Source organism: Corynebacterium afermentans subsp. afermentans, from assembly GCF_030408355.1.
Taxonomy (GTDB): Bacteria; Actinomycetota; Actinomycetes; order Mycobacteriales; family Mycobacteriaceae; genus Corynebacterium; species Corynebacterium afermentans.
Genome location: NZ_CP046606.1, coordinates 146693 through 172455 on the forward strand (window position 1 = coordinate 146693; position 25763 = coordinate 172455).

The 25763-nt window shown below is 62.6% G+C and carries 14 protein-coding genes, 4 tRNA genes and 1 pseudogene; 13 read left to right on the plus strand and 6 right to left on the minus strand.

The window, feature by feature from the left end:
- Positions 1-168 precede the first annotated feature (168 nt).
- On the plus strand, positions 169-4614 hold the full coding sequence (locus tag CAFEA_RS00595) for an SdrD B-like domain-containing protein (protein WP_063938716.1): 4446 nt from the start codon (positions 169-171) through the stop codon (positions 4612-4614).
- Between the two features lie 63 nt (positions 4615-4677).
- On the opposite strand, the gene CAFEA_RS00600 is transcribed toward CAFEA_RS00595, so the two are convergent.
- Entirely contained in the window at positions 4678-5175 is a 498-nt protein-coding gene (locus CAFEA_RS00600) for a hypothetical protein (protein ID WP_063938717.1), read from the minus strand.
- A gap of 85 nt (positions 5176-5260) precedes the next feature.
- Here CAFEA_RS00600 and CAFEA_RS00605 point away from each other — a divergent pair.
- Both CAFEA_RS00605 and CAFEA_RS00610 read left to right on the plus strand, forming a co-directional pair.
- Positions 5261-5351 (plus strand) — tRNA-Ser (locus CAFEA_RS00605).
- Between the two features lie 2 nt (positions 5352-5353).
- A tRNA-Arg gene (locus tag CAFEA_RS00610) sits at positions 5354-5426 on the plus strand.
- A gap of 133 nt (positions 5427-5559) precedes the next feature.
- Here the strand turns inward: CAFEA_RS00610 and CAFEA_RS00615 are convergent.
- Positions 5560-6738: an IS1249 family transposase gene (locus tag CAFEA_RS00615; RefSeq protein ID WP_063937531.1), complete on the minus strand. Its 1179-nt coding sequence runs from the start codon at positions 6736-6738 to the stop codon at positions 5560-5562.
- A 172-nt stretch (positions 6739-6910) separates the two neighbouring features.
- Positions 6911-8899 (minus strand): hypothetical protein, encoded by a 1989-nt coding sequence (locus CAFEA_RS00620; protein WP_063938718.1) that lies wholly within the window; start codon positions 8897-8899, stop codon positions 6911-6913.
- Positions 8900-9035: 136 nt separating this feature from the next.
- Between CAFEA_RS00620 and mgtE the strand changes: the two genes are divergently transcribed.
- On the plus strand, positions 9036-10397 hold the full coding sequence (gene mgtE / locus CAFEA_RS00625; RefSeq protein WP_063938719.1) for a magnesium transporter: 1362 nt from the start codon (positions 9036-9038) through the stop codon (positions 10395-10397).
- 98 nt (positions 10398-10495) lie between these two features.
- A tRNA-Arg gene (locus CAFEA_RS00630) sits at positions 10496-10571 on the plus strand.
- Positions 10572-10719: 148 nt separating this feature from the next.
- On the opposite strand, the pseudogene CAFEA_RS00635 reads toward CAFEA_RS00630, so the two are convergent.
- Positions 10720-10947: pseudogene (locus tag CAFEA_RS00635) on the minus strand (helix-turn-helix domain-containing protein); the annotation flags it as partial.
- Positions 10948-12049: 1102 nt separating this feature from the next.
- Between CAFEA_RS00635 and CAFEA_RS00640 the strand changes: the two are divergent.
- Both CAFEA_RS00640 and CAFEA_RS00645 read left to right on the plus strand, forming a co-directional pair.
- Positions 12050-16372 carry a SpaA isopeptide-forming pilin-related protein gene (locus CAFEA_RS00640; RefSeq protein WP_290183523.1) on the plus strand — a complete coding sequence of 1441 codons (4323 nt, stop codon included), beginning with the start codon at positions 12050-12052 and terminating at the stop codon, positions 16370-16372.
- 183 nt (positions 16373-16555) lie between these two features.
- Positions 16556-18823 carry a hypothetical protein gene (locus tag CAFEA_RS00645; RefSeq protein ID WP_063938722.1) on the plus strand — a complete coding sequence of 756 codons (2268 nt, stop codon included), beginning with the start codon at positions 16556-16558 and terminating at the stop codon, positions 18821-18823.
- Between the two features lie 12 nt (positions 18824-18835).
- Here the strand turns inward: CAFEA_RS00645 and CAFEA_RS00650 are convergent, their stop codons facing one another.
- Positions 18836-19840 (minus strand): prephenate dehydrogenase, encoded by a 1005-nt coding sequence (locus tag CAFEA_RS00650; RefSeq protein ID WP_063938723.1) that lies wholly within the window; start codon positions 19838-19840, stop codon positions 18836-18838.
- Positions 19841-19890: 50 nt separating this feature from the next.
- Here CAFEA_RS00650 and CAFEA_RS00655 point away from each other — a divergent pair, with 50 nt between their 5' ends.
- From CAFEA_RS00655 to tgt, 6 genes are all read left to right on the plus strand, one after another.
- Positions 19891-20373: a tRNA adenosine deaminase-associated protein gene (locus tag CAFEA_RS00655; RefSeq protein WP_063938724.1), complete on the plus strand. Its 483-nt coding sequence runs from the start codon at positions 19891-19893 to the stop codon at positions 20371-20373.
- Between the two features lie 22 nt (positions 20374-20395).
- Positions 20396-20830 (plus strand): nucleoside deaminase, encoded by a 435-nt coding sequence (locus CAFEA_RS00660; protein ID WP_063938725.1) that lies wholly within the window; start codon positions 20396-20398, stop codon positions 20828-20830.
- 76 nt (positions 20831-20906) lie between these two features.
- Positions 20907-21134: a CsbD family protein gene (locus tag CAFEA_RS00665; protein ID WP_063938726.1), complete on the plus strand. Its 228-nt coding sequence runs from the start codon at positions 20907-20909 to the stop codon at positions 21132-21134.
- Between the two features lie 38 nt (positions 21135-21172).
- Positions 21173-21260, plus strand: a tRNA-Ser gene (locus tag CAFEA_RS00670).
- A gap of 109 nt (positions 21261-21369) precedes the next feature.
- Positions 21370-23733: an MMPL family transporter gene (locus CAFEA_RS00675; RefSeq protein ID WP_063938727.1), complete on the plus strand. Its 2364-nt coding sequence runs from the start codon at positions 21370-21372 to the stop codon at positions 23731-23733.
- Positions 23730-24977: a tRNA guanosine(34) transglycosylase Tgt gene (tgt, locus tag CAFEA_RS00680; protein ID WP_063938728.1), complete on the plus strand. Its 1248-nt coding sequence runs from the start codon at positions 23730-23732 to the stop codon at positions 24975-24977. Before CAFEA_RS00675 ends, tgt begins: the two co-directional genes overlap by 4 nt.
- A gap of 128 nt (positions 24978-25105) precedes the next feature.
- Here the strand turns inward: tgt and CAFEA_RS00685 are convergent, their stop codons facing one another.
- The gene (locus tag CAFEA_RS00685) at positions 25106-25753 is read right to left on the minus strand and encodes a queuosine precursor transporter (protein ID WP_063938729.1); all 648 of its coding nucleotides are present in this window, start codon (positions 25751-25753) and stop codon (positions 25106-25108) included.
- Positions 25754-25763 lie beyond the last annotated feature (10 nt).

The window sequence follows — 25763 nt, forward strand, 5'->3', positions numbered from 1 at the left end:
CTTCCGGTTTCCCTCCCTTCCTTACATCCCGGTGAATTTATTGGGGTTGCCTAGGAGGACCATCGTGTATGCGTGTAATCTCTTTAGCGCGTCCGACTCTGAGTTGTACACCAATTGGTGTAACTAGAGCGGGGAACATTGAAATGCTTGCTGATATGGAGGCCAGAGATGAGCGAGAATAAAGGACCAAACGCGAAGAAAAACCGCTGGTGGCGCAGTGTTGCCGCGGTAGTCAGCACAGTGGCGCTGGGCATCGGCGGGGTGGCGGTGCCGGGCACTCCGGTGGCGAGCGCGTGGACTCAGACGGACATCCCTCAAAGTTTCGGGAAAGATCTTGACGAAAACTATATGCCGAAGACCACAGCTAGCTTCTGGCAATTCGACCCGGAAACCTTGAAAGAAGACGGTAGCTTCGCCTACACGATTCAGGGGTCCGCAACGGCGCCAAAGCCAAAACCAGAACCGGATGCTCCGGTGGAGAAGCAGAGCGGCGCGTCCGATATTAAAACGATGACTGTGTGGGTCTGGCCTGCAACTTCCAACGTGACGTTGAAGGAACCCGCTCCGGCGGACTTCCGGTGGGAAAGCGGTGAAGAACGGCAGTTTGCGAGCATTGAGGAAGTCGACGTGGACCCTGGCAGGGTCGAGGACGCAGACGGCAACGAGATTGGCGGCGGTAAGGGCTACAAGATTGTTTTCGAAAACATCGACGCAGCAAAAGATAGTTTTACCGCGGACCTCCAGGCCCAGCTGAACGGGGATATCCCTGCCGGCGAGAGGGTGACGGCCGCCAGCTTTGTGGAATCAACGATTAACCCCGATGTTTTTTGGGACGCAGAAGAACAGTGGATCGAACAAGATCCGAGCACCCCGGATACTTGCGCAGGTGTCGCACACGGTAAGCACCGCCTCCAAGGCGGAGGCTACGGCCGGTGGATGGCCGAAATGTACCTCGGTTCCTTGAACGGAAACCTGGAACTTAGGGGCGCGCCGCGTATTACGTTCACGCTGCCTAACGGGACAGAGATCAGTGGCGAGGACTCGGATATGGAAAAAGGCCAGGTTGACTCGCCCGTCTTGGATGAACGTTTTAAGCAGCAGTTCGAAGAAAACAACCCGAATACCGTGTGGGGGCAGAAGTTCGACTGGCCCTTCGACATTAACACCCACACAGGCGACTTCTGGCTTCCTACCGGGACCGTCCTAGAGATCGAGCAAAGAATCTACGACCTGGACAAGCCGTGTTCGGACGAAAAATGGGGAGGCGAGAAACTGCACCACCGCGCGATGCTTACGTCCGCGGCCGCGGATGTCGCGAAATCCGCGGGTGCCTTCACCAATTTCGTAGTGCCTGAGGAGCCGTGTGATTGTGAGCTCGGTTCGGTGGGCGACAAGGTCTGGGTGGACACTAACCGGAACGGTAAGGAGGACCCGGATGAGAAGACGGGTGTTCCTGGTGTGACCGTCGTTGTCATGGACAAGGACGGCAAGGAAGAAGTCGCACGCACTGTCACCGATAAGGATGGCAACTGGAAGGTTAACCTCAAACCGGGCGACTACACGGTTGTCTACGAGCCGGGTGACCACACTCCGAGTGACAAGGAGCAGGTGAAGCGTACTGTCACTGTTGAGCCGGGCAAGGACCGTGACGATGTTGACCTTGGTATTTTGCCGTCTGGTTCTGTTGGTGATCGTGTTTGGGTTGACGAGGACGGCGACGGTAAGCAGGGCGAGAATGAGAAGGGCCTTGAAAACGTCGTGGTGTTGGTGTCCCGTGAGGGTGAGCCGACGCGTTCCGCAGTCACCGATGCAAACGGTGATTGGAAGATTGAGGGTCTGAACCCGAACGCTGAGTACGACATCCGGTTTGTGAAGCCTGAGGGCTGGGAGGTTACCGGTAAGGTTCCGGGTTCGGATGAGTCCGGTCTGGCTTCGAAGGTGACGGTGAAGCCGGGTGAGTACGACCGCACTTACGATCTGGGTCTGCGGAAACTCGATCCGGATTGTGATTGTGAGCCGGTCAAGCCGGGCACGATCGGTGATCGTGTCTGGGTTGATGAGAACGGTGATGGCAAGGAAGACCCGGATGAGAAGACGGGTGTTCCGGATGTGACCGTGATTGTCCGTGACAAGGATGGCAATGAGGTCACCCGTACTGTCACGGATGAGGACGGTAACTGGAAGGTTGACGTTGAGCCGGGCGAGTACACCGTGGAATACATCCCGGGTGGTCGTACTCCGTCGCAGCCGGATCAGGTCAAGACCACTGTGACGATCAAGCCTGGCGAGAAGCGTGATGATGTTGACCTTGGCATCCTGCCGTCTGGTTCTGTTGGTGATCGTGTTTGGGTTGACGAGGACGGCGACGGTAAGCAGGGCGAGAATGAGAAGGGCCTTGAAAACGTCGTGGTGCTGGTGTCCCGTGAGGGTGAGCCGACGCGTTCCGCAGTCACCGATGCAAACGGTGATTGGAAGATTGAGGGGCTGAACCCGAACGCTGAGTACGACATCCGCTTTGTGAAGCCTGAGGGCTGGGAGGTCACCGGTAAGGTTCCGGGTTCAGATGAGTCCGGTCTGGCTTCGAAGGTGACGGTGAAGCCGAATGAGTACAACGACTCCTACGACCTTGGTCTGAAGAAGATTGATACGTGTCGCGAGTGTGAGCCGAAGAAGCCGAACCGTCTCGGTGATCTCGTGTGGGTGGATACCAACGGCAACGGCAAACAGGATCCGGACGAGACTGAGGGTGCGCCTGACGTCACGGTGATTGTCCGCGACGGAGAAGGCAACGAGGTCACCCGCACCGTCACGGATGAGGACGGTGAGTGGAAGGTCGACGTCGAGCCGGGCGACTACGAGATTGAGTACCGTCCGCGCGACTGGAAGCCGACCGATCCGGAGAAGGTGACCCAGACGGCCACCGTGGATGAGGGCGATGAAGGTAAGGACTATCTGGACTTCGACTTGGGTGTGCAGCCGAAGGAGCCAACCCCTCCGGAGAAAGAAATCGTTCCGACCACTGTCGAGAAGGCTGTCCCGACCACAGTGAAGCAGCCGGTGCCGACCACTGTGGAGAAGGAAGTGCCGACCACCGTGACGAAGGAGATCCCGACGACGATCCAAACCACGACCACCGCTGAGGCTCCGAAGCGCAGCACCATCGGCGACAAGGTCTGGGAGGACACTAACGGCGACGGTAAGGAGGATCCGGATGAGAAGACCGGTATTCCGAATGTGCCAGTGGTGATCGTCGATAAGGATGGCAACGAGGTCACCCGTACCGTCTCGGATGAGGACGGTAACTGGAAGGTTGACGTGGAACCGGGCGAGTACACCGTGGAATACATCCCGGGTGGTCGTACTCCGTCGCAGACGGATCAGGTCAAGACCACTGTGACGATCAAGCCTGGCGAGAAGCGTGATGATGTTGACCTTGGCGTTTTGCCGTCTGGTTCTGTTGGTGATCGTGTTTGGGTTGACGAGGACGGCGACGGTAAGCAGGGCGAGAATGAGAAGGGCCTTGAAAACGTCGTGGTGTTGGTGTCCCGTGAGGGTGAGCCGACGCGTTCCGCAGTCACCGATGCAAACGGTGATTGGAAGATTGAGGGGCTGAACCCGAACGCTGAGTACGACATCCGCTTTGTGAAGCCTGAGGGCTGGGAGGTCACCGGTAAGGTTCCGGGTTCGGATGAGTCTGGTCTGGTTTCCAAGGTGACGGTGAAGCCGAACGAATACAACGACAGCTACGACCTTGGTCTGAAGAAGATTGATCCGGATTGCGATTGTGAGCCGGTCAAACCGGGCACGATCGGGAACCGCGTGTGGATCGACCACAACGGCGACGGTAAGCAAGACCCCAAGGAGACTGAGGGTGCGCCTGACGTGACCGTGATCGTCCGTGACAAGGATGGCAACGAGGTCACCCGCACTGTCACGGATGAGGACGGTAACTGGAAGGTCGACGTCGAGCCGGGCGACTACGAGATTGAGTACCGCCCGCGCGACTGGAAGCCGACCGACCCGAAGCGCGTGATCCAGAAGGTCACTGTGGAAGAGGGCAAGGACTACCTGGACCTCGACCTTGGCGTGCAGAAGCCGAAGCCGGGTGAGCCGACCCCGCCGACCGAGAAGCCGGAGAAGGGCTCGTCGAGCGAGACGCTCGACCGCTGCGTGGCCAACGCGGTGCGCTCTCCGCTGCTGTACTTGGTGCCGGTGGCGCTGCTGGGTGCATTCGGTGGTGAGATTGCCCGTCCGTACATGGGCGCGATCAACGAGCAGGTCAACCAGATCAACGCGCAGTTCCAGGAGGCCATGCGCCGCAACAGCCCGGACTGGGGCCATGGCGGCCGTGGCGGTCGCGACAACGACCAGTTCGCTGAGCTGCGTGGCCAGATCGATGCGGCGAACCGTCGTATCGCGGAGCTCGGCCAGGACCCGAACGTCCAGCGCTTCGGCACCGTCGCCGCTGGCATCATCGGCCTGATCGCCGCGGGCGGCGTGCTCTACGACTGGTGCTCCAACGAGAAGGGCGAGGCTTTCACCTCCATCGGTGGTTCCTCCGCCGAGGAGTCCGGTGCGGAAGGCCGCCAGTCCTCCAGCAAGGACGCGGCATAACCGCTAAGTAACAGCGAAAACCGGCCAGGTGTCTCACCTGGCCGGTTTTTCTATTGCTGCTGGTTAGGCGAGCTCGTCTGGGAAAAGCTCTGGCATGGTGTGGAATTGGCGGGTGCCCGGGAAGTCCGAAGGGACGTCGATAAGCAAATCCTTTGCTCGCTTCGTATCCGGGCGATTCTGTCCGGCGACGACCTGCACCTTCTCAATCGGGAACTCGCCGCGCAGCTGCACCACCGCGGAACCGTCGTTGCGGTACGCGAAGTTCTCGCCGAGCAGGCCGGCGACTTCCGAGACGGACTCGGTGGAGCTGCCCAGATTGTCCGCGCGCCACGAACCCTCGAGATCGCCGAGGGGGACGCCGAGGAGGACAATGCCGTCCGCGGTCTTAGCCAGCGCGGAGGTCTTCGGGGTGAAATAGAACGGCACGGACGCGCTCTCGCCGACCAACGGGCCAGCAGTGAGCGAATCCAGGTTCGCCGGGAACCAAACTAAGTAATCAGACGGGTCATCTGAAGTATCGCGGGCGGCGAGGCCGGAGGTGAGCCAAGTGTGGATTTTCATGCGGCCGAGTATACGGATTTCGCCCAGGGCGTTTCGGGGTGTATTTGGACGCGCGGGGCCGACAGAGTAATGTGGAGCAAGGTCTGGAGATGTGCCAGAGTGGCCGAATGGGGCTCCCTGCTAAGGAGTTGCCCCCTTGACGGGGGCCGCAGGTTCAAATCCTGTCATCTCCGCCACCGCGCCCGTAGCTCAACGGATAGAGCATCTGACTACGGATCAGAAGGTTGGGGGTTCGAATCCCTCCGGGCGCACAAGAGAAATCCCTGCTCCGGCGGGGATTTCGGCGTATGTGGGGCAGCAAAAAGCCCCGCCGGCGAGGGCGGGGCTAGGGCACGGTCGGGGTTAAACGACAAAAAGTGTGTCTGATTCAGCGTGTCGTGGGGGTTAGATTTGGCCTTTTTGGATGCCGATTGAGTGTGTGTAGTTGGTGTCGATAGCGTTGTCGTAGAGGGCTGGTCGTCCGGTTTCGTGGTCGGCTTCGTTCTCGTTTCGGGTCAGGGTGGATACTTTGGCGAGTTGGCCCTGGCCCCAGTCGGACTGACTGGCGATTCGTACTGGATCGTCAGGCAGTTCCGTTTTCAAATAGAGCCACCAATCCAGCATGCGGCGTTGTCGTTCACCTGATCTGCCGCGGTGTGTTCTGGCGAGCAGTTTGAGCTGGGCGTTGATGCCGCCTTCCAGGCTGTTGGTGGTGGATTTGATCCACTCTGGTTGAAGTACTGCTTTTGGCGGGTTGAGGTAGACAAACAGCATCTCGGACCGCCAAAGATGGTTGAGGCTGTTGTATGCCTTGCGCACGTTGTGATGCGTCCACACGCGGGTCCATGCACCGGTTTTGGGATCTTTGACCAGGGTTTTCTCGTCCATCCATGACCGGTAGAGCGTGGAGAACTCGTGCAGCTGCGCACCCCATGCAGCGGCTTCATCCAGCGTGGTGATCCGGGTCAGCTTCAGCGCAAGTCGGTAGATGGTGCGCCCGGCATCGGTGCGTGGGTTACTGGTGGTGTAGCGGCGTACCACGCGTTGGGCGTGGACGAGGCAGCGTTGAATTTTCGTAGTCGGCCAGCACTTTTTGATCGCGCTGTATGCGCCTTGGCCGCCGTCGATGACGGCGATGAGTGGGGCTTCGATGCGCTCAAGCAGCAGTTGGTAGTCGCGGGTGGTTTCGTGTTTGCACCAGTGCCAGGCAATCACGTGGTCGATCGTCGCCGCGACGATCAAGCAGCCGCCAGCGGTGTAGGTGCCGTCAAGGAAGATCTGGTCGTAGACCCGCTTGTCGTGGCCGGCGGTGGGGTCAGGCACATCAACGAACCAGAACGGTTCGAATCGACGTTGCATCGTGCGCGGTGAGCACCCCACACGGCGGGCAACGGTATCGAGGCTGGCGCCGGTGGTGAGGTGGTCGATGAAGACGGTGAACGCCGCCGCGTTGGTGATGTCGCTTCTGCGTTTCACGCTGGAGGCGCCGCATCGTTTGCAGCGCCACCTGGTGGTGCCTTTGCTAGTGGTGCCGTTTCGTTTCATTTCTCCGCCGCAGTGGCAGCGTGGTTGGTTCTTTGACATTGCGACACCACACCACGCCGCACATAGCACATCACGGCAGCCACACCGAGGATTGAACGCTCGAGACCTAAATATATGCCCCCGAAGCATATATTTCCCTGAAACCTACAGGTCAAACCCTGAAAATCGTCGATTCCAGACACACTTTTTGTCGTTTAACCCCACGGTCGTGTTAGCTCTGGCGGGTCTCCACCACCGGGGCCGCGACAGTTGCGGCCGGCTTGTCGTTGCCGTTGCTGCTGCCACCGACGCTGACATCGACGCCGTTGACGCGCGGGATGCAGGTGCGGACGGCTGCGGTCAGGAGCAGGGCAGCGACGACACCAATGGCAGCGCCACTTGCGGCGGTGAGCTGCGCGGGCTCGATGTTGAACTGGCGTGCAGCGTCATTGAACGCTTGCTCAGCTCGCTCGCCAATGTCGTTGAGGCCCGGGACGTTAACCTGGCCCGCCAGCGCAAGCGGGACCATCGCAATCAGCGGGAGACCAAGGCCCACCAGGGAAGCGATGCAGCGCGGGTCGGAGGAACCGCCGTCAACGCCGACGTTCGCGTCGATGAGGTGATCGCCGTTTTCGTCCTGGCCTTTGCGAGAGGAGCCGAAGCCCACCAAGCCGCCGTTGGCGTTGCCGGTGACCATCGGGTTGGCGTTGCCGGTGACCACGGCAGAGTTGTTGGAGCCGTTGTTGTTCGCGTTGCCGGTGACGACCGGATTGGCGTTGCCCGTGATGACCACCGTCGGATTCGCATTGTTGGTGACCACGGCGCTGTTGTTAGAGCCGTTGTCGTTGGCGTTGCCAGTGACGACTGGATTGGCGTTGCCCGTGACGACCACAGTCGGGTTCGCGTTGTTGGTCACCACGGCGGAGTTGTTCGACCCGTTGTCGTTCGCGTTGCCGGTAATGACGGGGTTCGCATTGCCGGTAATGACCGGATTGGCATTGCCGGTGACAACAGGGTTCGCGTTGTCAGTCACCACAACGGAGTTGTTGGAACCGTTCTCGCGCAGGTTGTCGTTCACGTTGCCGGTGATGACTACGGACGGGTTCGCGTTTCCGGTGATGACCGGGTTGGCGTTGTTTGTGATCACCACGGACGGGTTGCCGTTGTTGGACAGGTTGTCCCGCGGGTTGGCATTGTCAGTGATGACCACGTTCGGGCTGCCGTTGTTGTTGCCGATGTTGGACGGGTTCGCGTTGTTGGTGATCACAACGTTGATCAAGCGTCCAGCACCGCCGCCGCTGGTTCCACCGTCACCGCCGCCGGTTCCACCGTCACCGCCGCCGGTTCCGCCCTCGCTACCGCCGTTTCCGCCACCGATGATGTCGCCCAGGTTGCCGAGCAGACCGCCACCGGTACCGGCACCGATCAGGCTGCCCAGGATTGGTCCGAGGATGCTAGCGACGGTGCCTGCCGTTTCTGCGGGTGTCTTTGACGGGTTCTTGGCCGCAATCCTCAGGGTGGCCTTGAACGTGTCAGTTCCGTCGTTCACCTGAATTGGAAGGTCGAAGTCGCCCTCCTTGAACGTGGTTGGTGGGGTGACGCGGATGGTGGTGCCGTCGTTGGAGACGGACCAGCCAGTCGGCAGAGCGGCTCCGCTCTTAGACACGCTGACGCCCTCCGGCAGGGTGATTCCCTCGACGGACTGCGCGGACGTGGACTTCTCAAAGTCCAGCGAATAGCGGGAATCCAGCTGCTTTTCCCATTCGGCGCCCGGGCGCTCGTCGATGATGTTGACGCGCAGCGTCGTGTCAAAGGTCTCGCCAGCGGCGGTGGTCACGCGCACCGGAATGTCCTTCTTACCTGCGCCAAAGGCGGCGGTGGACTTCGGGCGGATCAGGGTCAGCGTGCCGTCGTTGTTGTTGAAGCCCCAGTTGAAGATGGTGTTCGCGCGCGGTGCCACGGTGTCGCCGGGCTGAAGCTGCAGCCCTTCGACTACAGCTTCATCGGCGTTCCAGAAGTTTGCGGTGTCAAAGCGCTGCTCGAAGGTTGCGGCAGTGGTGCCCTCGCTTGTCGACGGCTGCTCCGCCGGCGCCGGTTCAGCATCACTCGTCGGCGTGGTCGTCTCCTGAGCCTGAACAGGGGAGACAAACGGTGCCACGAGGGCAAGGGACAGGGCACCTGCCGCGATGACGGTACGGCGGGAACGAACGGACTTCGCCATGGTGGCTCCTTTAAGGGTTCAGCGGATTATCAGCGATATATGACACGTATCGCAGATCACGCGTAGATTTTTACACACATATGGCAAGAATCAACGCGTCTGAGACAAATACTTTCCGGGTGGGTACCCTCACCGTGTGACTACGGCCAACGCGGCGGCGATCGCGCACCTGGAAAAACAACTGAACCGGCACCGGTTGGACTCCGGCGACCTGGACGGCCTCCACGAGGAGCTGACAGAAATCCCGTTGCACGATGTGGTGCACGTGGTGGAGCGGCAGCCGTCGAAACGCGGCGCTGTGCTCATCCGCCTGCTGTCGCCAGAGCGTGCCGCGGCGGCCTTCGACGCGCTTGATCCCGCCCACCAGGCGGAGATTGTGGAGGCACTCGGGCGCGAAGATGTCGCCGGCCTGTTCAGCGCGCTCGGCGCCGAGGACCGCGTGCGCATGCTGGACAACATGCCCGCGGAGATCGCGGAGCGGTTCCTGGGGGATCTGGACGAGGACGCGCGGGCGGACACCAACCTCATTCTCGGCTACGAGAAGGGCTCGGTCGGCCGTGCTATGAGCCCCAATGTGGCGGCGGTTGGTCCGGGTGAGGGGGTGCGGGACGTCGTCGACAAGCTAAGGGCTCAGGCGGATGACTTTGAGACCGTCTACACCATCGCAGTGGTGGATCCGGAGCGCACGCTGTGCGGTGTGGTGTGGCTTCGCGACCTGTTCAGGGCAGCGCCGGACGCCCGAGTCGGCGATGTGATGAGGGAGAGCCCGGCGGTGCAGGTCAGCGACGACGCCGAGGACGCTGCCCGCCGCCTGCTTTCGTCCGGCCAGCTCGCGTTTCCGGTGGTCGACGACGGCAACCGCCTCATGGGCATCTTCACCTTCGACGAGGCCCAAGACATTGTGGAGCACGCCGACAGCGAGGACACCGCGCGCCAGGGCGGCTCCGAGTCCCTGAAGCAGCCGTACCTAGCCACCCCGGTGCTCAAGCTGGTGCGCTCGCGCATCGTGTGGCTGTTGGTGCTGGCGCTCTCGGCCATTTTGACCGTGCAGGTCCTCGGCGTGTTCGAGGGCACGCTCGCGCAGGTGACAGTGCTGTCGCTGTTCATCCCGCTGCTCACCGGCACGGGCGGCAACACCGGCAACCAGGCGGCCACGACGGTGACAAGGGCACTCGCGCTTCACGACGTCACCAAAGGCGACATCCTGAAAGTCATGTGGCGCGAACTGCGCGTCGGCGCGACCCTCGGAACAGTGCTGGGCGTGCTCGGATTGGCTATCGCGTGGGCCGTTTTCGGCCAAGACATCGGAATAGTGATAGGAAGCACACTATTTTGTGTCTGCGCCATGTCTGCGACCGTTGGCGGGCTCATGCCGATCGTGGCGAAGACCGTCGGCGCGGACCCGGCGGTGTTTTCCAACCCGTTCATCTCTACCTTCTGCGACGCGACCGGCCTGGTGATCTACTTCGCCATTGCCAAGGCGGTACTCGGCTTGTAGGTGGGGTGTTGTTTATGTGTTTGGCCTGCGGTTTTGGCGGTGAGTTCACCCGGGTGTAATGTTCTTCTTCGTTGTCCACACGGCAACGAACTGAATACGCGCCCGTAGCTCAACGGATAGAGCATCTGACTACGGATCAGAAGGTTGGGGGTTCGAATCCCTCCGGGCGCACCATCTGTCATGAGTCGCGTCATGCTTGACGCATGAGTCGCGACATGCTGGACGGACCGGCATCCCAGTTGTTTTTGTTCTGGGGTGCCGGTTTTGTTCATTCGGGGGGCAGTGGTGGGTCGCCGTGTTTCCAGTAGGCCTTTTGGTAGTCGCGGGCGGTGATGATGTCGTTGCGTAGTGCTTCCGGCACGGCGTGCGGGTGGGTGTGAGGGGCGCGTGATTTCGGTGCGATTGCCTCGACGCCGCCTGCGTCGTAGGCGTTGAGGATCTGGTGGACGCGTTGCCGTGAGATGCCGAAGCGTTTGGCGACGCCGGTGGGTGTGCCACCTTGATCTCTGACGGCTCTGACGATGGCGATGTTGCGGTTAGGACTGTTCATAGTGTCAAACATGTCCCGACTCACCAGTCAAACATCACCGACACGACTGAAGTAACCCTAAGTGTCAACAATGACGCGACTGACCTGTCAAGGATCACGACGCCTTCCGCAGGCACACCCCGTCAAATATGTCGTGACTTCAGGCACCTCCGGGCGCACCATCTGTTTGAACGCCCCGAGCATCCCGCTCGGGGCGTTTTCATTTCTCTCAGTTTTTGGTAACACCTAAGCGTTCATTATTAGGAACTTTAGAAAACCGTTCAAAGCTGAAAAAGCCCTGATTAACTGCTCTTTCAGGGTTGGCGCTTGCTTGAAAGCGCCTGTCCAAGTTGGTAGGTTCTACGGAAGTTCCGCGGGAGAAGTGTGTTCTATGTACTTCTTCCTCGAATTTCTCCCTTTTACAAAAACAACCATTGGAGCCATCTTGAAGAACGCTTCCTCCCCGTTCGAGTTCAACTCGGACGCTGCCGCCCAGGGCCCTTCGAACCCTGGGCGTTACAACGCAATGTCCTCTGCGGACCGCAACCCGCGCCGCCACTCCGGCAAGCGCTCCGTCATCGCCGGCATGACGTCTGTCTCCCTGGCACTGGCCGGGCTGACGGTGCCGAGCGTTGTTGGGGGTGGAAATCCGGAAGTTTCCCAAATTGCAGCAGCTGCTGAAATGACGGTTCAAAATGTTCGTCCCGTTAATACTGGCAAAGAGTGGGTCGTTTATGTTCCAGACGAAGCTCAAGGGCTCAAAAGTGTCACAAAAATTGAGCTCGAAATTTATGTCAGTGTCACAGATGAAAATGCGTCAAATACCAAAGAAAAGAAGTGGATCGCAGCCTTAGATAATGACCTGGCGAGCCTGAATCTTTCGGTTGAACAAGGGGGGAACACTGCAAATGTCAGCAGCGTCGATGTTTCCCCGATTCGGGATTACTCGCGTCGTGTCACCCTTAAACTTGATTCTCCAATTGATTATGAAGTTGGGATTGGACAAGCCTTCAAAATTAAAGCAGAAGGCGATAAAGTTAAAGCGCTACCAGGGCGTGGTGATTCTTTCGCTGATGTGACCCTTAGAGCTGAAGCAGCCCAGGGCAAGGTTGTTGATGGTTCGGTGACGGATCAGAACGATGAGCCGGTGCCGGGTGTGAAGGTTGAGCTGGTTGACGGCGATTCTCGTATCGAGGTGGAAGTTGACGGCAACGGCAACATCGTGTCGAAGGATGTGCCTGCTGGTAAGTACACCGTTGAGGTGACGCCGCCGGATGGCTATGAGCTTTCTCCGGAGGAGAAGGACAAGCTGCGGGATAATCCGGTTGAGGTGCGTCCGGGTGAGCGTGCGCAGCTGCCGGACATCAAGCTGGATAACAAGAATCCGGGTTCGGTTGTTGATGGTTCGGTGAAGGATCAGTACGACAAGCCGGTTCCGGGTGTGAAGGTTGAGCTTGTTGATGGCGATCGTCGTATCGAGGTTGATGTTGATGGTGAGGGCAACATCATTTCGAGGGATGACGTGCCGGCTGGTGATTACACCGTTGAGGTGACGTTGCCGGATGGCTATGAGCTTTCTCCGGAGGAGAACGACAAGCTGCGGGATAATCCGGTTGAGGTGCGTCCGGGTGAGCGTGCGCAGCTGCCGGACATCAAGCTGGATAACAAGAATCCGGGTTCGGTTGTTGATGGTTCGGTGAAGGATCAGTACGACAAGCCGGTTCCGGGTGTGAAGGTTGAGCTTGTTGATGGCGATCGTCGTATCGAGGTTGATGTTGATGGTGAGGGCAACATCATTTCGAGGGATGACGTGCCGGCTGGTGATTACACCGTTGAGGTGACGTTGCCGGATGGCTATGAGCTTTCTCCGGAGGAGAACGACAAGCTGCGGGATAATCCGGTTGAGGTGCGTCCGGGTGAGCGTGCGCAGCTGCCGGACATCAAGCTGGATAACAAGAATCCGGGTTCGGTTGTTGATGGTTCGGTGAAGGATCAGTACGACAAGCCGGTTCCGGGTGTGAAGGTTGAGCTTGTTGATGGCGATCGTCGTATCGAGGTTGATGTTGATGGTGAGGGCAACATCATTTCGAGGGATGACGTGCCGGCTGGTGATTACACCGTTGAGGTGACGTTGCCGGATGGCTATGAGCTTTCTCCGGAGGAGAACGACAAGCTGCGGGATAATCCGGTTGAGGTGCGTCCGGGTGAGCGTGCGCAGCTGCCGGACATCAAGCTGGATAAGCGGCCTCAGCCAGAACCGAGCAATACTTCTACATCTGTCGTGCCGGTACCGAGCCCGACCGAGCCGTCTACCACGACGCAGCCGTCCACGTCTACTACGGCCACCCCGACGTCGACCAAGACGACCACGACGCAGCCGTCCACGTCCACTTCGGCCACCCCGACGTCGACCAAGACGACCACGACGCAGCCGTCCACGTCTACTTCGGCCACCCCGACGTCGACCAAGACGACCACGACGCAGCCGTCCACGTCCACTTCGACGACCGAGCAGTCCACTCCGACGTCGACCACGGCGACCACCACGAAGCCGGCCACTTCGACGACCAAGCAGTCCACTCCGACTTCGACCACGGCGACCACCACGAAGCCGACCACCACGAAGACGACGACCTCGGCGACCAAACCGACGGCCGCGCCTGCTCCGACCACGACCTCCAAGCCGGAGCCGAAGAAGCCGAGCATCATCGGCACTGTCACCGACCCGGAGGGCAACCCACTTCCGCCGTCGAAGGATAAGGCCGGCAAGCCGCAGCCGCCGACCGTGATTGTCAAGGACAAGGACGGCAACCAGGTCGGCGACCCGATCAAGGTCGACGAGAACGGCAACTTCGAGGTTCCGGAGGTGCCGGAGGACGGCGATTACGTGGTGATCGTCGACGCGCCGGACGGCTTCAACGATCCGAAACCGCAGGTTGTCCCGGTGAAGAAGGGCGAGACCTCCAAGCTGCCGCCGATCAAGGTGGACAAGCCGGAGATCGAGCTGGACAAGAACAAGCCGGCTGCGCAGCCGGGCTCCGTCCACGGTTGGTTGGTCGATGATTCCAACCGTCCGATCACCGGTTCCGACATCAAGCTGGTGAAGAAGGGCGTTACCGACCCGGAGACCGGTGAGAAGTTCGACTACGAGGTCCCGATCAAGGTCGACGCAGACGGCTACTTTGTCACCCCGCCGATCGACTTCAAGTACTTCCCGGACGGTAAGGCCGACTTCGACCTCGAGGTCACCCTGCCTGAGGGCTGGCCGGATGTGGACGTCAACGGCGACAAGATCAACCGCACCGTGACCGTTAAGTCTGGCGAGTCCACCCCGGTCGAGATCAAGGTTGAGGCGCCGAAGACCCAGTCCATCGTCGGCCGAGTCGACGACGGCAACGGCAAGGCGGTGCCGGGCACCGTTGTTGTGGTCACCGATCCGCGCGGCAACTCCCGCGTCATCCCGGTCGAGGACGACGGCTCCTTCGAAATCGACGACGTCATCCCGGGCGTCCACGATGTGGAGATCCTCACCCCGGGCCGCGGCAACGATGTCGACCCGATCAAGGTGCCGGTTCGTGCTGGCGAGGACGTCGAGCTGCCGGAGATCCACCTGACCACGAACAAGTCCCTGAAGCTTGAGAAGCGAGTATGGGGCCGCGATGCAGACAACAACGGCCAGGTCGAGAACGAGGATGGCGAGCTTGTCGACGATGTGATGACCGTCAAGGACGGCGAGGACCTCATCTACGCCCTCATCGTCACCAATGACGGCGACGAGCCGATCAAGGACATCGAGTTCGACGATCCGGAGCTGGAAAAGCGCAACATCGAGCTGACCATGCCGGAAGATTGGACCGCCGAGTCTGAGCTGGCACCGGGCGAGTCTAAGGTTTGGAGCGCCAAGATGAAGGCGCCGGAGGACGCGTTCGACTTCAACAACGTCGCAACCGCAAACGGTGTCACCTCCAAGGGAGAGAAGGTCGGCTCCCTGCCGGATTCCGCTTACACCAAGTTCCTGCGTGGCGCTGTGGCCAAGAAGGTCAACGCCCGCTTCGCGACGAACAAGGACAAGCCGGTTAAGGCTGAGGCCAACTCGCCGCTGGGCTTCACCTACGAGGTGAAGAACACCGGTTCCACCGCGATGGTCAACGTCAAACTCACCGACATCGTCTACGAGGACGGCGTTGACGAGGACAAGTGCGTGCCGGTGAAGGCATCCGACAAGACAACGGACAGCCAGTGCTACGAGCTTGATGTCAAGGCTCCGGAGGGATTCAACGAAACCCTGCTGCCGGGCGAGCGCGTGATCTTTACCGCTGAGCTGCCGGAAGGCCTCAAGCCGGGTGCGAAGCACCACAACGCTGCTGAGGCTCGCGGTGAGCTTCCGGCACGTCCGGGCCGCGGTGGCAGCTACGCGGGTGAGCCGCAGTACGGCGACGATCCGTCGTCCGTGCTGATCATCTCCCCGAAGGACAACATCAAGGGCAACGCCCACGTTGTGGTCTCCGAGGGCGCTGAGCTCGACTCCAGCGACCTCCAGGTTGTCGCCTGGGTCGACGAAAACGCCAATGGCAAGCAGGACCCGGACGAGGCCCTGCGCGGCCTGAAGCTCACGCTGGTGCCGTCCGACGGCACGCCGTCCTTCGCCGGTAATGCTGATGAGAACGGCAACGTCCTGTTCGAGGGCACTCCGTACGGCAAGTACACGGTGAAGATTGACAGCCCGGGCGAGCTGCGCCTGGTTGACCCGAAGGATCCGGAGAACAACTCCTTCGATCCGGGTGCGGTCCTCGAGTCCAAGGAGTTCGAGGTCAACAAGGACGAGCAGTACATCAGCCTCCAGCTTGAGACCCCGCGCACCGTGGGTATCTCTGAAGGTGATGCCGCACAGGCGCAGGGTGAAGAGGAAGGCAGCTCCCTGGGCAAGTGCCTGGCCTCTGCCTCCTCTGTGTCCAACCCGGTCGCGTGGCTGGTCCCGCTCGGTCTGCTTGGTGCCGTCATGGGTGGCGTCGGCGTGATGTTCGAGGATGAGCTGAACCAGATTTCTGCTCAGGCCAACGCGGCAATCCGTGAGGCAATGCCGAACGTCGACCTTGGCATCGGCTTCCAGCAGCCGGAGTGGGTCACTGAGATCCAGGGTCAGTGGCAGGCGCAGATCGACCAGGTGAACCGTCAGCTGGCACAGATCAGCCCGGCAGCCCCGGCTGCTGCGGGCGGCGTCGCTCTGCTGGCTATCGCTGGTTTGCTCACGGGTATCTTCTACGCCGGCTGCGAGGCTGGCTGGTTCGAGCCGAGTGAGGAGAGCAGCTCCGCCGGCAGCTCCTCCAAGGCAGACGCTGAGGGCACTGAAGATGTCGCTGGCTCCAGCAGCTCCAGCTCCGGGGGTGGCAGCTCCAAGAAGAATGAGGCTGACGCTGACACCCAGCCGGAAGAGGCCGCCAACTAAGGCCCCGAGGGCTCTAGTCCATGGCTGAGCTCTCAAACGTGCCCCGGTCTCGTCGATAGGCATCGGCGAGGCCGGGGCGCTGTATATTTACAGGTTTTAAATATTGAGACGACGCGCTGAAACGTATACATTCGTAGGTGCTTTTTGGGCTTTCGCGCGCTTTTTCACATTCGAGAGGTAATAATGGCTTCAAACTCCAAGGTCAACCGCATCGCCGGGCTGTCGCTCGCCGCTGCAGTCGCAGGCACGATGACGCTCGTGCCCGTTGCGAAGGCGGAAACCACGTCTCCGTCCTCGGAGGCCACGACGTCGAAGGCTCCGGTCGTCTCCACGACGGACACCGGCTCCGCCGCTCCGGCAACCTCCTCCGCTGCTCCGGCAGCCTCCTCCGCTGCTTCGGCGACCTCCTCCACCGTTGCCCCGGCAACGACGTCGAGTGAGACGGCTGCGGGGTCCCCGAAGGCGTCGACAAGCAAAGTTGCACCCACGACCAAGGCGGACACCACGCAGGAGTGGGCTGACATTCTCAAGGGCTTCGCCTCCCTGATTGTCTCCGCGACGGCCGCGGGTTCCGGCACCTCGGGTGTGCAGTACACCTCCGACGACCACACCTACAGCGCAGTGGCCAGCAACCCGACCAACGGCCGCCTCTACGCTGTCTCTGACAAGGGCAACTTGCTGCGCATCCACCCGCAGACCGGCAACCTGAAGGATCTGGGAGAGATCCCGGGCTTCGATGCCGAGGAGATCACCTCCGCCGCCTTTACTAAGGACGGCACGCTGGTACTTTTCGACGGCGAAACTGTCTACACCAAGGACCTCGCCGACGACGAAACCGGTCCGACGAGCAAGCCGGCGAACCTCGATTTTGTGAAGAAGCCCGTTGAGGGCGTGCTCGATCTGCCGAAGCTTGCGTGGGCTCCGACCGACAACGACGCCGAGCTGGTCGCACTTGCCACCGAGGACGGCAAGGCGACGCGCTACACCCTGAACGTGAAGGACGCGAAGACCACCGCCGACGAGGCTCCCGCCAAGGTTGACGAGAGCGTGAACCTGGACGACGTCGCCGCGTTCGAGTACGCCTACCTGGCCGACGACGCCACCTTCTTCGCCGACGGCGAGGGCAACGCCGTCAAGCTTGAGGACGGCAAGATCGTCGCCGTTGAGACGGACCGTACGGAAGAGGACAACTACAAGGCCGTGGCCGGCCTGGAGGCGAAGCCGCTGTCTGCTGCTGGCGAGACCCCGACGTCCGAAGCTGACGCGCCGACCACCACTGCGGCTGATGCGCCCGCTGGTGCTGGCTCCGCGACGGTTACCCCGACCACCACCGCTGAGCCGACGCCGTCCAAGAAGGCCCCGAGCGTTGGCCAGCGAGACCCTGAGATCGTCGAGCTCGAGGCTGAGGTTGTCACCGACGATGGCCGTTCCGTGCAGGGCGTCAGCTTTGTCAGCAAGGACGGCACCGTCGACGGCAGCACCGACGAAACCGGCAAGGGCAAGGTTTCTCTGAAGCTGGACGATGCCTCGCGCGGCAAGGACACCTTTAACCTGGCAATCGCCGAGGCGCCGGAAGGCTGGGGCGGCTCCGTGGCTGAGGTCCAGCGTGGCGCCAAGTCCGTGAAGTTCGTCCTCCCGAAGGGCGAGAACGCTTCCGCGACCACCACCGTTGCTGCGCCGAAGGACACGCCGACGTCGACGACCACCACGAAGACGACTGAGTCCAAGGACAACTTCTTCGAGGTAGAAGTCCTGGTCAAGACCGCCGACGACAAGCTCGTCGAGGGCGCTGAGTTCAAGAGTGAGGACGGCCGCGTGGTCGGCACCACCGCCGCCAACGGCCGCGGCCGCATCGGCATCGACTTGAAGAAGAACTCGCGCGACAACAACCTCATCCAGCTGACCCTGAAGGAAGCTCCGAAGGGCTACAAGAACACCGAGGTGCTCATCCGCCGCGACGAGGACAAGGCCGAGCTCGTGCTTCCGCGCGACCCGAACGCCACCCCGTCGTCCACGCTGAGCAAGCCGGACCAGGTGCTGAAGGTTATCGACCAGGTCCGTCCGATGGCGTCGTCCTTCCTCGCCCCAGCGGCCGCACTGGCTGGCGCCGGTGGTCTGGCGGGTGCCGCCGGTCTTGGCGGTGCGAAGAGCACCAAGACCACCAAGACCACGTTCGGCGGCACGAAGGTCACCTCCAGCAAGAAGGCTGGTCGCTCCACGGGCCGGTCCACCAGCGTGAAGCCGTCGGCGAAGGTGGTCACCCGCAGTGGCAACTCCAACAAGGTGGCCAAGTCGACTTCGACGACGCGCACAACCTCCTCCGACAAGGAGCGCGATGGTGATCTCGCGGATACCGGTACCCCGATGCGCGCAATCATCGCGCTCGGTGTGCTGTCCGTGCTCATCGGTGGCGCCTACCTGGCCCTGGGGCGTCGTCGCGAGAACCAGTAAGGCCGCGTCGGGCTAGAACACCTCGACGCGCCCGCCGACGGACTCGATCTGCACCAGCTGCTTCTCCCAGCCGGGGGTGCCCGGGTGCACGCGCATGATCGGGCGCGAGGAGATCTCCACGGGCGAGACGGACTCGCGTCGCGCCCCCTTGCGCGCGGCCATGCGCAGGTGGGCGCGGTGGCCGGACTTGGTCAGTTCCTCAAGTGATCGGCTCTCGCCGGACAGTGAGTCGCGGGCGCCTTGAAGGAGGGCGATGAACTCGTCGAGCACGGGCACCAGCGATTCTGCGTTGGTCTCGCACATGTTGCGCACCAGATCCGGGTCGGTGCTGGCCACACGCGTGGAGCCACGGAAGGACCCGGCGGACAGGGATTGCGCCAGGGTGCCGCCGTGGTCGCCGACTAAAGCCAGCGCCTCGGCGATGACGTGGGGCAGGTGGGACACTCGGGCGACGGCCTCGTCGTGGCGGTCCACAGACACCGGCACCGCCTCCGCACCAACCACCGCGGCCAGGCGGCACACCACGGTGAACAGCTCGGCCCACTCGGGGTCGCCGGGGTGCTCGCGGGCGTAATCGAAGGTGACGGCCCACGCGGCGCTTGCGAACAGCCCTTCCTGGGAGGCGGTCCACCCGGAAAACTCCGTGCCGGCCATGGGATGCCCGCCCACGTAGCGGGACTCCAAGCCGCGCTGCACAACAAGGTCGAAGACGGGCTTTTTCACGCTCACCACGTCGGTGATGCCGCACGACGGCGCAAACTCGGCTACCTGGTCTAGCACGGAGGCCACGGCCCGCATCGGCACCGCCACGACCACCAGCGCACGTTCGTCCTCGGCGCGGCGCAGCACCTCTTCTACGGAGTCGGACACGTCGAAGCCGTCCCTGCGCGCGGCACGTGCGCCGTGCAGCGTGAAGCCGTAGACGCGCTCGCCGCGCGCGTGCAGGTCGCGCATGAGTGATCCGCCGATGAGTCCGAGGCCGACGATGCACACTGGGGGCAGCTGATGTGTAGTCACCGCACACAGTCTAGTGACACCTCCGCGCCCGCGGACTACGCTTCGACACCATGAGCCAGGATTTCCCGGACGGGTACGCAGTCACCGTCGAGCGCGCAGACGGCGCGTGGCGTGTGCGCGAGTTCGACGACGACTTTTCGGACCTTTCCACCTCCATCACCGCGGTGCGCAACCTGCGCGCGGAAGGTCCTGCGTTCGCGCTGCTCAATGTGGAGGAGGACTACCTGGTCATCGTGCGCCCGGGCCCGTCACAAACCCGCGTGCTCATCTCCGATGCGACGATGGCGGTGGACGACGATTTCGCCGCGGACATCCTGGACGAGGCCGGAGCCGAGATCCCGGACATCGACCCGGACGAGCTGGACAATGTGGACGCGTGGGCGGACGGGGACTTCGACATCCTCGCGGATCTCGGCCTGTCGGAAGAACAGATGAGCATTTTGCTTGACGACGACGCGGACCCGGCCGACCTTGCCCAGGCAATCGCCGACGAGCTCGGCTTCGGCGACGAGTTGGACGACGTTGTCGGCTAGCCTGCGGCGCGCCGAGGAGCGCATGCGCGTCGCGCTCGAGACCGCAACACAGACTCCCGCCGGCGACGTGCCGGTGGGCGCTGTCGTGTTTGACGGGGCCGGGGTGGTGGTGGGCAGGGGCGTGAATCGTCGAGAAGCGAACTGCGATCCCACCGCCCACGCCGAGGTGGAAGCGATCCGCGACGCGGCGCGGACGTTGGGGACGTGGCGGCTGGATGGATGCGAGCTGGTGGTGACGCTGGAGCCGTGCACGATGTGCGCCGGGGCGATTTTGGGCGCGCGGGTGTCCTCGCTGGTCTTCGGCGCGTGGGAGCCGAAGACGGGCGCGGTGGGCAGTGTGCTGGACGCGATCCGGGACCCGCGCCACCTGCACACCCCGGAGGTGCGCGCGGGTGTGTTGGAGGCGGAAGCTGCCAAAATGCTGGCGGAGTTCTTCGAAGGTCTGAGGAGTAATTGAATCGTTACCCAACGCCGCTACGTTCGGACCTATAGTGGGGCACCTAGCTGATCCCAACGAACAAAGGAGTAAGACAATGGGTATTGAGGACAAGGCAGACCAGCTCAAGGGCGGCGCTAAGGAAGCGCTGGGCAACGTCACCGATAACGAGAACCTGGCCAACGAGGGCAAGGCTGACCAGCTGATCGGCTCCGCCAAGGAGAAGCTCTCCGAGGCTGGCGACGCTATCAAGGACAAGGCCAACGAGGTCGCCGCTAAGGTCGAGGACAAGCGCGACGAGGCTGAGGACGCCGCTGAGCGCTAATTTGGTTATCCGGTAGCGCTGCCGTTAATCTGTTCGGCGGTAGCGTGTCCGAGCGGCCGAAGGTACTCGCCTCGAAAGCGAGTGAGGGTAAAACCTCCGCGGGTTCAAATCCCGCCGCTACCGCCAACGTGTCAAGCCCCCGGAAACGGGGGCTTTTCGCATGTCTGGGGCTGCCACTAGGATGGGCCGGGTTACGCTCGCGCGGGCCGCGGGCGGGAAGGAACGGGTCTTTTACGTGGCGAAACTGCTGTACAAACTCGGGCGCTGGTCGTACCTGCACAAGTGGCGGGTGATCGTCGCCTGGCTGCTGCTGCTCGGGGCGACGGCTGCTGGCGCGCTGTCGCTGATGAAGCCGTTCACGGACGAGTTCGCCATCGAGGACACCCCGGCCATCAACGCGCTGGACACTATGGCGGAGAACTTCCCGGACGCGGGCAACGTGGCCACCGCGCCGAGCGTGAACCTGGTCTTCGCCGCGCCGGAGGGGCAACGGCTGGACACCCCGGAGCACATGGCGGCGATGGATCAAACCGTCGGCTACATCCGGAACCACCTGGGCGTGGAGGGCCAGCGCTTCGGTAACCCGGTGCAGGTCAACGATGAATTGCAACGCACCATCATCGAGCAGATGTCGGAGATGGGCATGCCACCCGAGCGCGCGGAGGCGGACGCGCACAATTTGCGGATGCTTTCCGACGACGCGCGTATCGGCTACACCACCTTCGACTTCGATGCCCCGTCGTCGATGTCCGTGGACCAGGCGGACCGCGACGTGGTGACTGAGGCCATGCAGCTGGGCCGCGACGCCGGGCTGCAGGTGGAGGCCGGCGGCGCCGGCTTCGGCGACCCGATCGCGGTGAAAACCACCTCCGAGCTGGTTGGCCTGGGCGTGGCGTTTGTGGTGCTGGTGGTGACGTTTGGTTCCCTCGCGGCGTCGGTGATCCCGCTGATCTCCGCCGTGGTGGGCGTGGGCATCGGCGCGCTTTTGGTGATGCTGACCACGCACTGGGTGGAGCTGAACAACGTCACCCCGGTGCTGGCCGTGATGATCGGCCTGGCCGTGGGCATCGACTACGCCCTGTTCATCCTCTCGCGCTTCCGGCAGGAGGCGCGGGACCTGCCGCCGGACAAGGCTGCGGGCATGGCCGTGGGCACCGCCGGTTCCTCGGTGGTGTTCGCCGGCACCACGGTGTTCACGGCCCTGGTGGCGCTGGCGTTGGCGCAGATCGAGTTCCTCACCTGGATGGGCCTGGCGGCCGCAGCCACCGTCGCGATTGCCGTGCTGGTGGCGCTCACCCTCGTGCCGGCGCTGCTCGGCCTGTGGGGCTCGAAGGCGTTCGCGGGCAAGATCCCCGGCCTGGCGGGCAACCCCGGGCCCGGGAAACGCCCGGGCAAGGACCTGGACGAAAACTCCATGGGCCGGCGCTGGGTCCGCTTCGTGGAGAAGGCCCCCGGCCTGGTCATGGCCGTGGTGGTGCTGGGCCTCGGCGCCCTGAGCATCCCGGTGCTGAACCTGGAGATGGCGCTGCCGTCTGACACCACCTCCAACCTGGACACCACCCAGCGCAAGTCCGCCGACCTGATGGCGGAGGGCTTCGGCCCCGGCGTCAACGCCCCGCTGCTGTTGGTGGTGGACGCGCACAGCGTCAACCCGGATTCGGAGATCCTGCAGCCGTACATGGACGCCATCCCGGACGAGGCCGGCGGCGACGCCGAGAAGGCGGCGCTGGCCAGCTTCATCTACACCGTGGGCGAGGTCGGTGCCGTCGGCGGCATCACCCACGCCCAGCTCATCGGCGCCAACGACGACCTCACCGCCGCGCAGATCCTGGCCACTCCGGACGGCGGGCCTGAGGAGCAGCGCACCCTCGCCGTCGCCCACGGCGTGCGCGACGTGATCGGCCAGGTGGAAGACGCCACCGGGGTAGACGTGGGGCTGACCGGCCTGACCGCGGTGCAGATGGACATCACCGAGGAGCTCGCCGAGGCCATGCCGCTGTACCTGTCCATCGTGGTGGGTCTGGCCATCGTGCTGCTCATGGTGGTGTTCCGCTCCATCCTCGTGCCCCTGGTGGCCGGGCTCGGCTTCTTGCTCTCTGTCGGCGCCGCGTTCGGCGTGACCGTCCTGGTCTTCCAGGAGGGTCTGTTCGGCCTGGTCAACACCCCGGGCCCGATCCTGTCGTTCTTGCCCATCTTCATGATCGGCGTGACCTTCGGCCTGGCCATGGACTACCAGGTCTTCCTGGTCACCCGCATCCGTGAGGCGTATCTGAAACGTGGGGACGCGGATAAGCTTCGCGCCGTCTACGAATCCACCGTCGAAGGCTTCGCGCAGGGCGCACGCGTGGTCACCGCAGCCGCGATCATCATGATCGCCGTGTTCATCGCTTTCCTTGACCAGCCGCTGCCGTTCATCCAAATCTTCGGTTTCGCCCTCGGCATCGCCGTGCTTTTCGACGCCTTCTTTATCCGCATGGCCCTCGTCCCCGCCACCATGTACATCCTGGGCCGCTCCACCTGGTGGATGCCCGCATGGCTCGACCGTCTCCTGCCCGAAGTGGACGTCGAGGGCACCGAACTAGAAAAGGAACACGCATGACCGACGTGACGTTTGAGGCCCACACCCAGCTCGAGCCCGCGCCGGGCCGCCACGGCCGCACCGGCGTGATCCACACCCCGCACGGTGACATCCAGACCCCGGCGTTCATCCCCGTGGCCACGAAGGCGACGGTGAAGACACTCACGCCGGAGCAGATTCGGCAGACCGGTGCGCAGGCGATCTTGTCCAACGCGTACCACCTCTACCTGCAGCCCGGCCCCGACATCGTGGACGAGGCCGGCGGCGTGGCCGCATTTGAAAACTGGCACGGGCCCACCTACACCGACTCTGGCGGCTTCCAAGTGATGAGCCTTGGCGTCGGGTTTAAGAAGGTCCTGGCCATGGACGTGGCGGGGCTGACCGATTCCGACATCCGCGCCGCCAACAAGGACCGCATGGCGCGCGTGGACGACGACGGCGTGGACTTCAAATCCGTCATCGACGGCTCGTCGCACCGCTTCACGCCCGAGGTGTCCATGCAGATCCAGCACCAGCTCGGCGCCGACATCATGTTCGCCTTCGACGAGCTGACCACGCTCGTGGACACCCGCGCCTACCAGGTGCATTCCGTCGAACGCACGCGCCGCTGGGCCCGCAGGTGCCTGCTTGAGCATGATCGCTTGACGACGGCACGTTCCGGCAAACCCCTCCAATCCCTCTGGGGCGTCGTCCAGGGTGCCCAATACGAGGACCTGCGCCGATCTGCCGTGCGGGGCCTGTTGGACCTGGACAAGGAAGCCCGCGCGGAGGGCCGCCGCGGCTTTGGTGGCTTCGGTATCGGCGGCGCGCTGGAGAAAGAGAACCTGGGCACCATCGTCGGCTGGGTCACCGACGAGCTGCCCGTTGACATGCCGCGCCACCTTCTGGGCATCTCCGAACCGGACGACATCTTCACCGCGGTGGAGGCCGGCGCCGACACCTTCGACTGCGTGGCACCGACCCGCCTGGGCCGCCGCGGCGGGGTATACACCCTGGACGGGCGGATGAACCTCGCCGGAGCCCGCTTCAAGCGCGACTTCGCCGGCGTGGACGAGGAGTTCGGCGGCTACGTCTCCGAGAACTACTCGCGGGCCTACATCCACCACTTGCTCAAGGCCAAGGAGTTTTTGGCCGGAACGCTGTGCACGATGCACAACCTGGAGTTCATGATCCGGCTGGTGGACAACATCCGCGCCGCCATCGACGCCGGCGACTACGAGGCCTACCGCGACGAGTTCCTCGGCCGCTACTACGCGGCGAATTAGGTGCAACTGTCGCAGTGCCCACAAACCCTGCGCAAGAAACCCCTAGTATGCGCAAAATCCGCGCATACTCTGGATCCTCTTCTCAGGGTTTGCGGGCGGGTGGGTGGTGGGGGCGAGGGCACGCCCCCTTACGCCGCCGCGCGCTCCTCGGCCCGGCGCACCGCGGCGATGGTCGGGTACGTCACCGGCAGGAGCACGACCTCCATGGCGGTTTTCCACACGAAGCCGACCACCACGTAGTTTAGAAACGCGCCGAAAGAGTCGATGCCGATGACGCTGGCGGCGATGGAGCAAAACAGCAGCGTGTCGGCGAATTCGCCGATCACGGTGGAGCCGATCAGGCGCGCCCAGAGCCGCTGCGCGCCAAAGCGGTCTTTCATCCGCTGCAGCACCCACGCGTTGAGCAGCTGCCCCACCACGTACCCGGTCAGTGACGCCGCCACGATCTGGGGCAAGAGGCCGAGGACGGCGGCGAAGGTGTCGTCCATGTCGTAAAACTCGGCGGCCGGCAGCCAGATCGCAATGTAGAAGGACAGGACCGCAACGACGGCGATGCCGAAGCCGGTGAACACCGCGCGGCGGGCGGCTTTGAACCCGTAGACCTCGGCGATCACGTCGCCGATGACATAGGAGATGGGGAAGAGGAAGAACGCGCCGTCGGTGATCAGCGGCCCGAGCGCCACGCCTTTTTGTGCGGTGATGTTGGAGATCAAAAACACTGCGCAGAAGAGGGCGAGCAGGTAGGGGTACGGGGAGCGGGAAACGCGGGGTGACATGCGATTTATC

Bases quoted from the DNA above. Each gene is read 5' to 3' on its own strand.
- CAFEA_RS00655 (WP_063938724.1), top strand. From the start codon at position 19,891: ATGAGCCAGGATTTCCCGGACGGGTACGCAGTCACCGTCGAGCGCGCA.
- tgt (WP_063938728.1), top strand. From the start codon at position 23,730: ATGACCGACGTGACGTTTGAGGCCCACACCCAGCTCGAGCCCGCGCCG.
- CAFEA_RS00620 (WP_063938718.1), bottom strand. From the start codon at position 8,899: ATGGCGAAGTCCGTTCGTTCCCGCCGTACCGTCATCGCGGCAGGTGCC.
- CAFEA_RS00665 (WP_063938726.1), top strand. From the start codon at position 20,907: ATGGGTATTGAGGACAAGGCAGACCAGCTCAAGGGCGGCGCTAAGGAA.
- CAFEA_RS00595 (WP_063938716.1), top strand. From the start codon at position 169: ATGAGCGAGAATAAAGGACCAAACGCGAAGAAAAACCGCTGGTGGCGC.
- CAFEA_RS00615 (WP_063937531.1), bottom strand. From the start codon at position 6,738: ATGTCAAAGAACCAACCACGCTGCCACTGCGGCGGAGAAATGAAACGA.
- CAFEA_RS00660 (WP_063938725.1), top strand. From the start codon at position 20,396: ATGCGCGTCGCGCTCGAGACCGCAACACAGACTCCCGCCGGCGACGTG.
- CAFEA_RS00685 (WP_063938729.1), bottom strand. From the start codon at position 25,753: ATGTCACCCCGCGTTTCCCGCTCCCCGTACCCCTACCTGCTCGCCCTC.
- CAFEA_RS00600 (WP_063938717.1), bottom strand. From the start codon at position 5,175: ATGAAAATCCACACTTGGCTCACCTCCGGCCTCGCCGCCCGCGATACT.
- CAFEA_RS00645 (WP_063938722.1), top strand. From the start codon at position 16,556: ATGGCTTCAAACTCCAAGGTCAACCGCATCGCCGGGCTGTCGCTCGCC.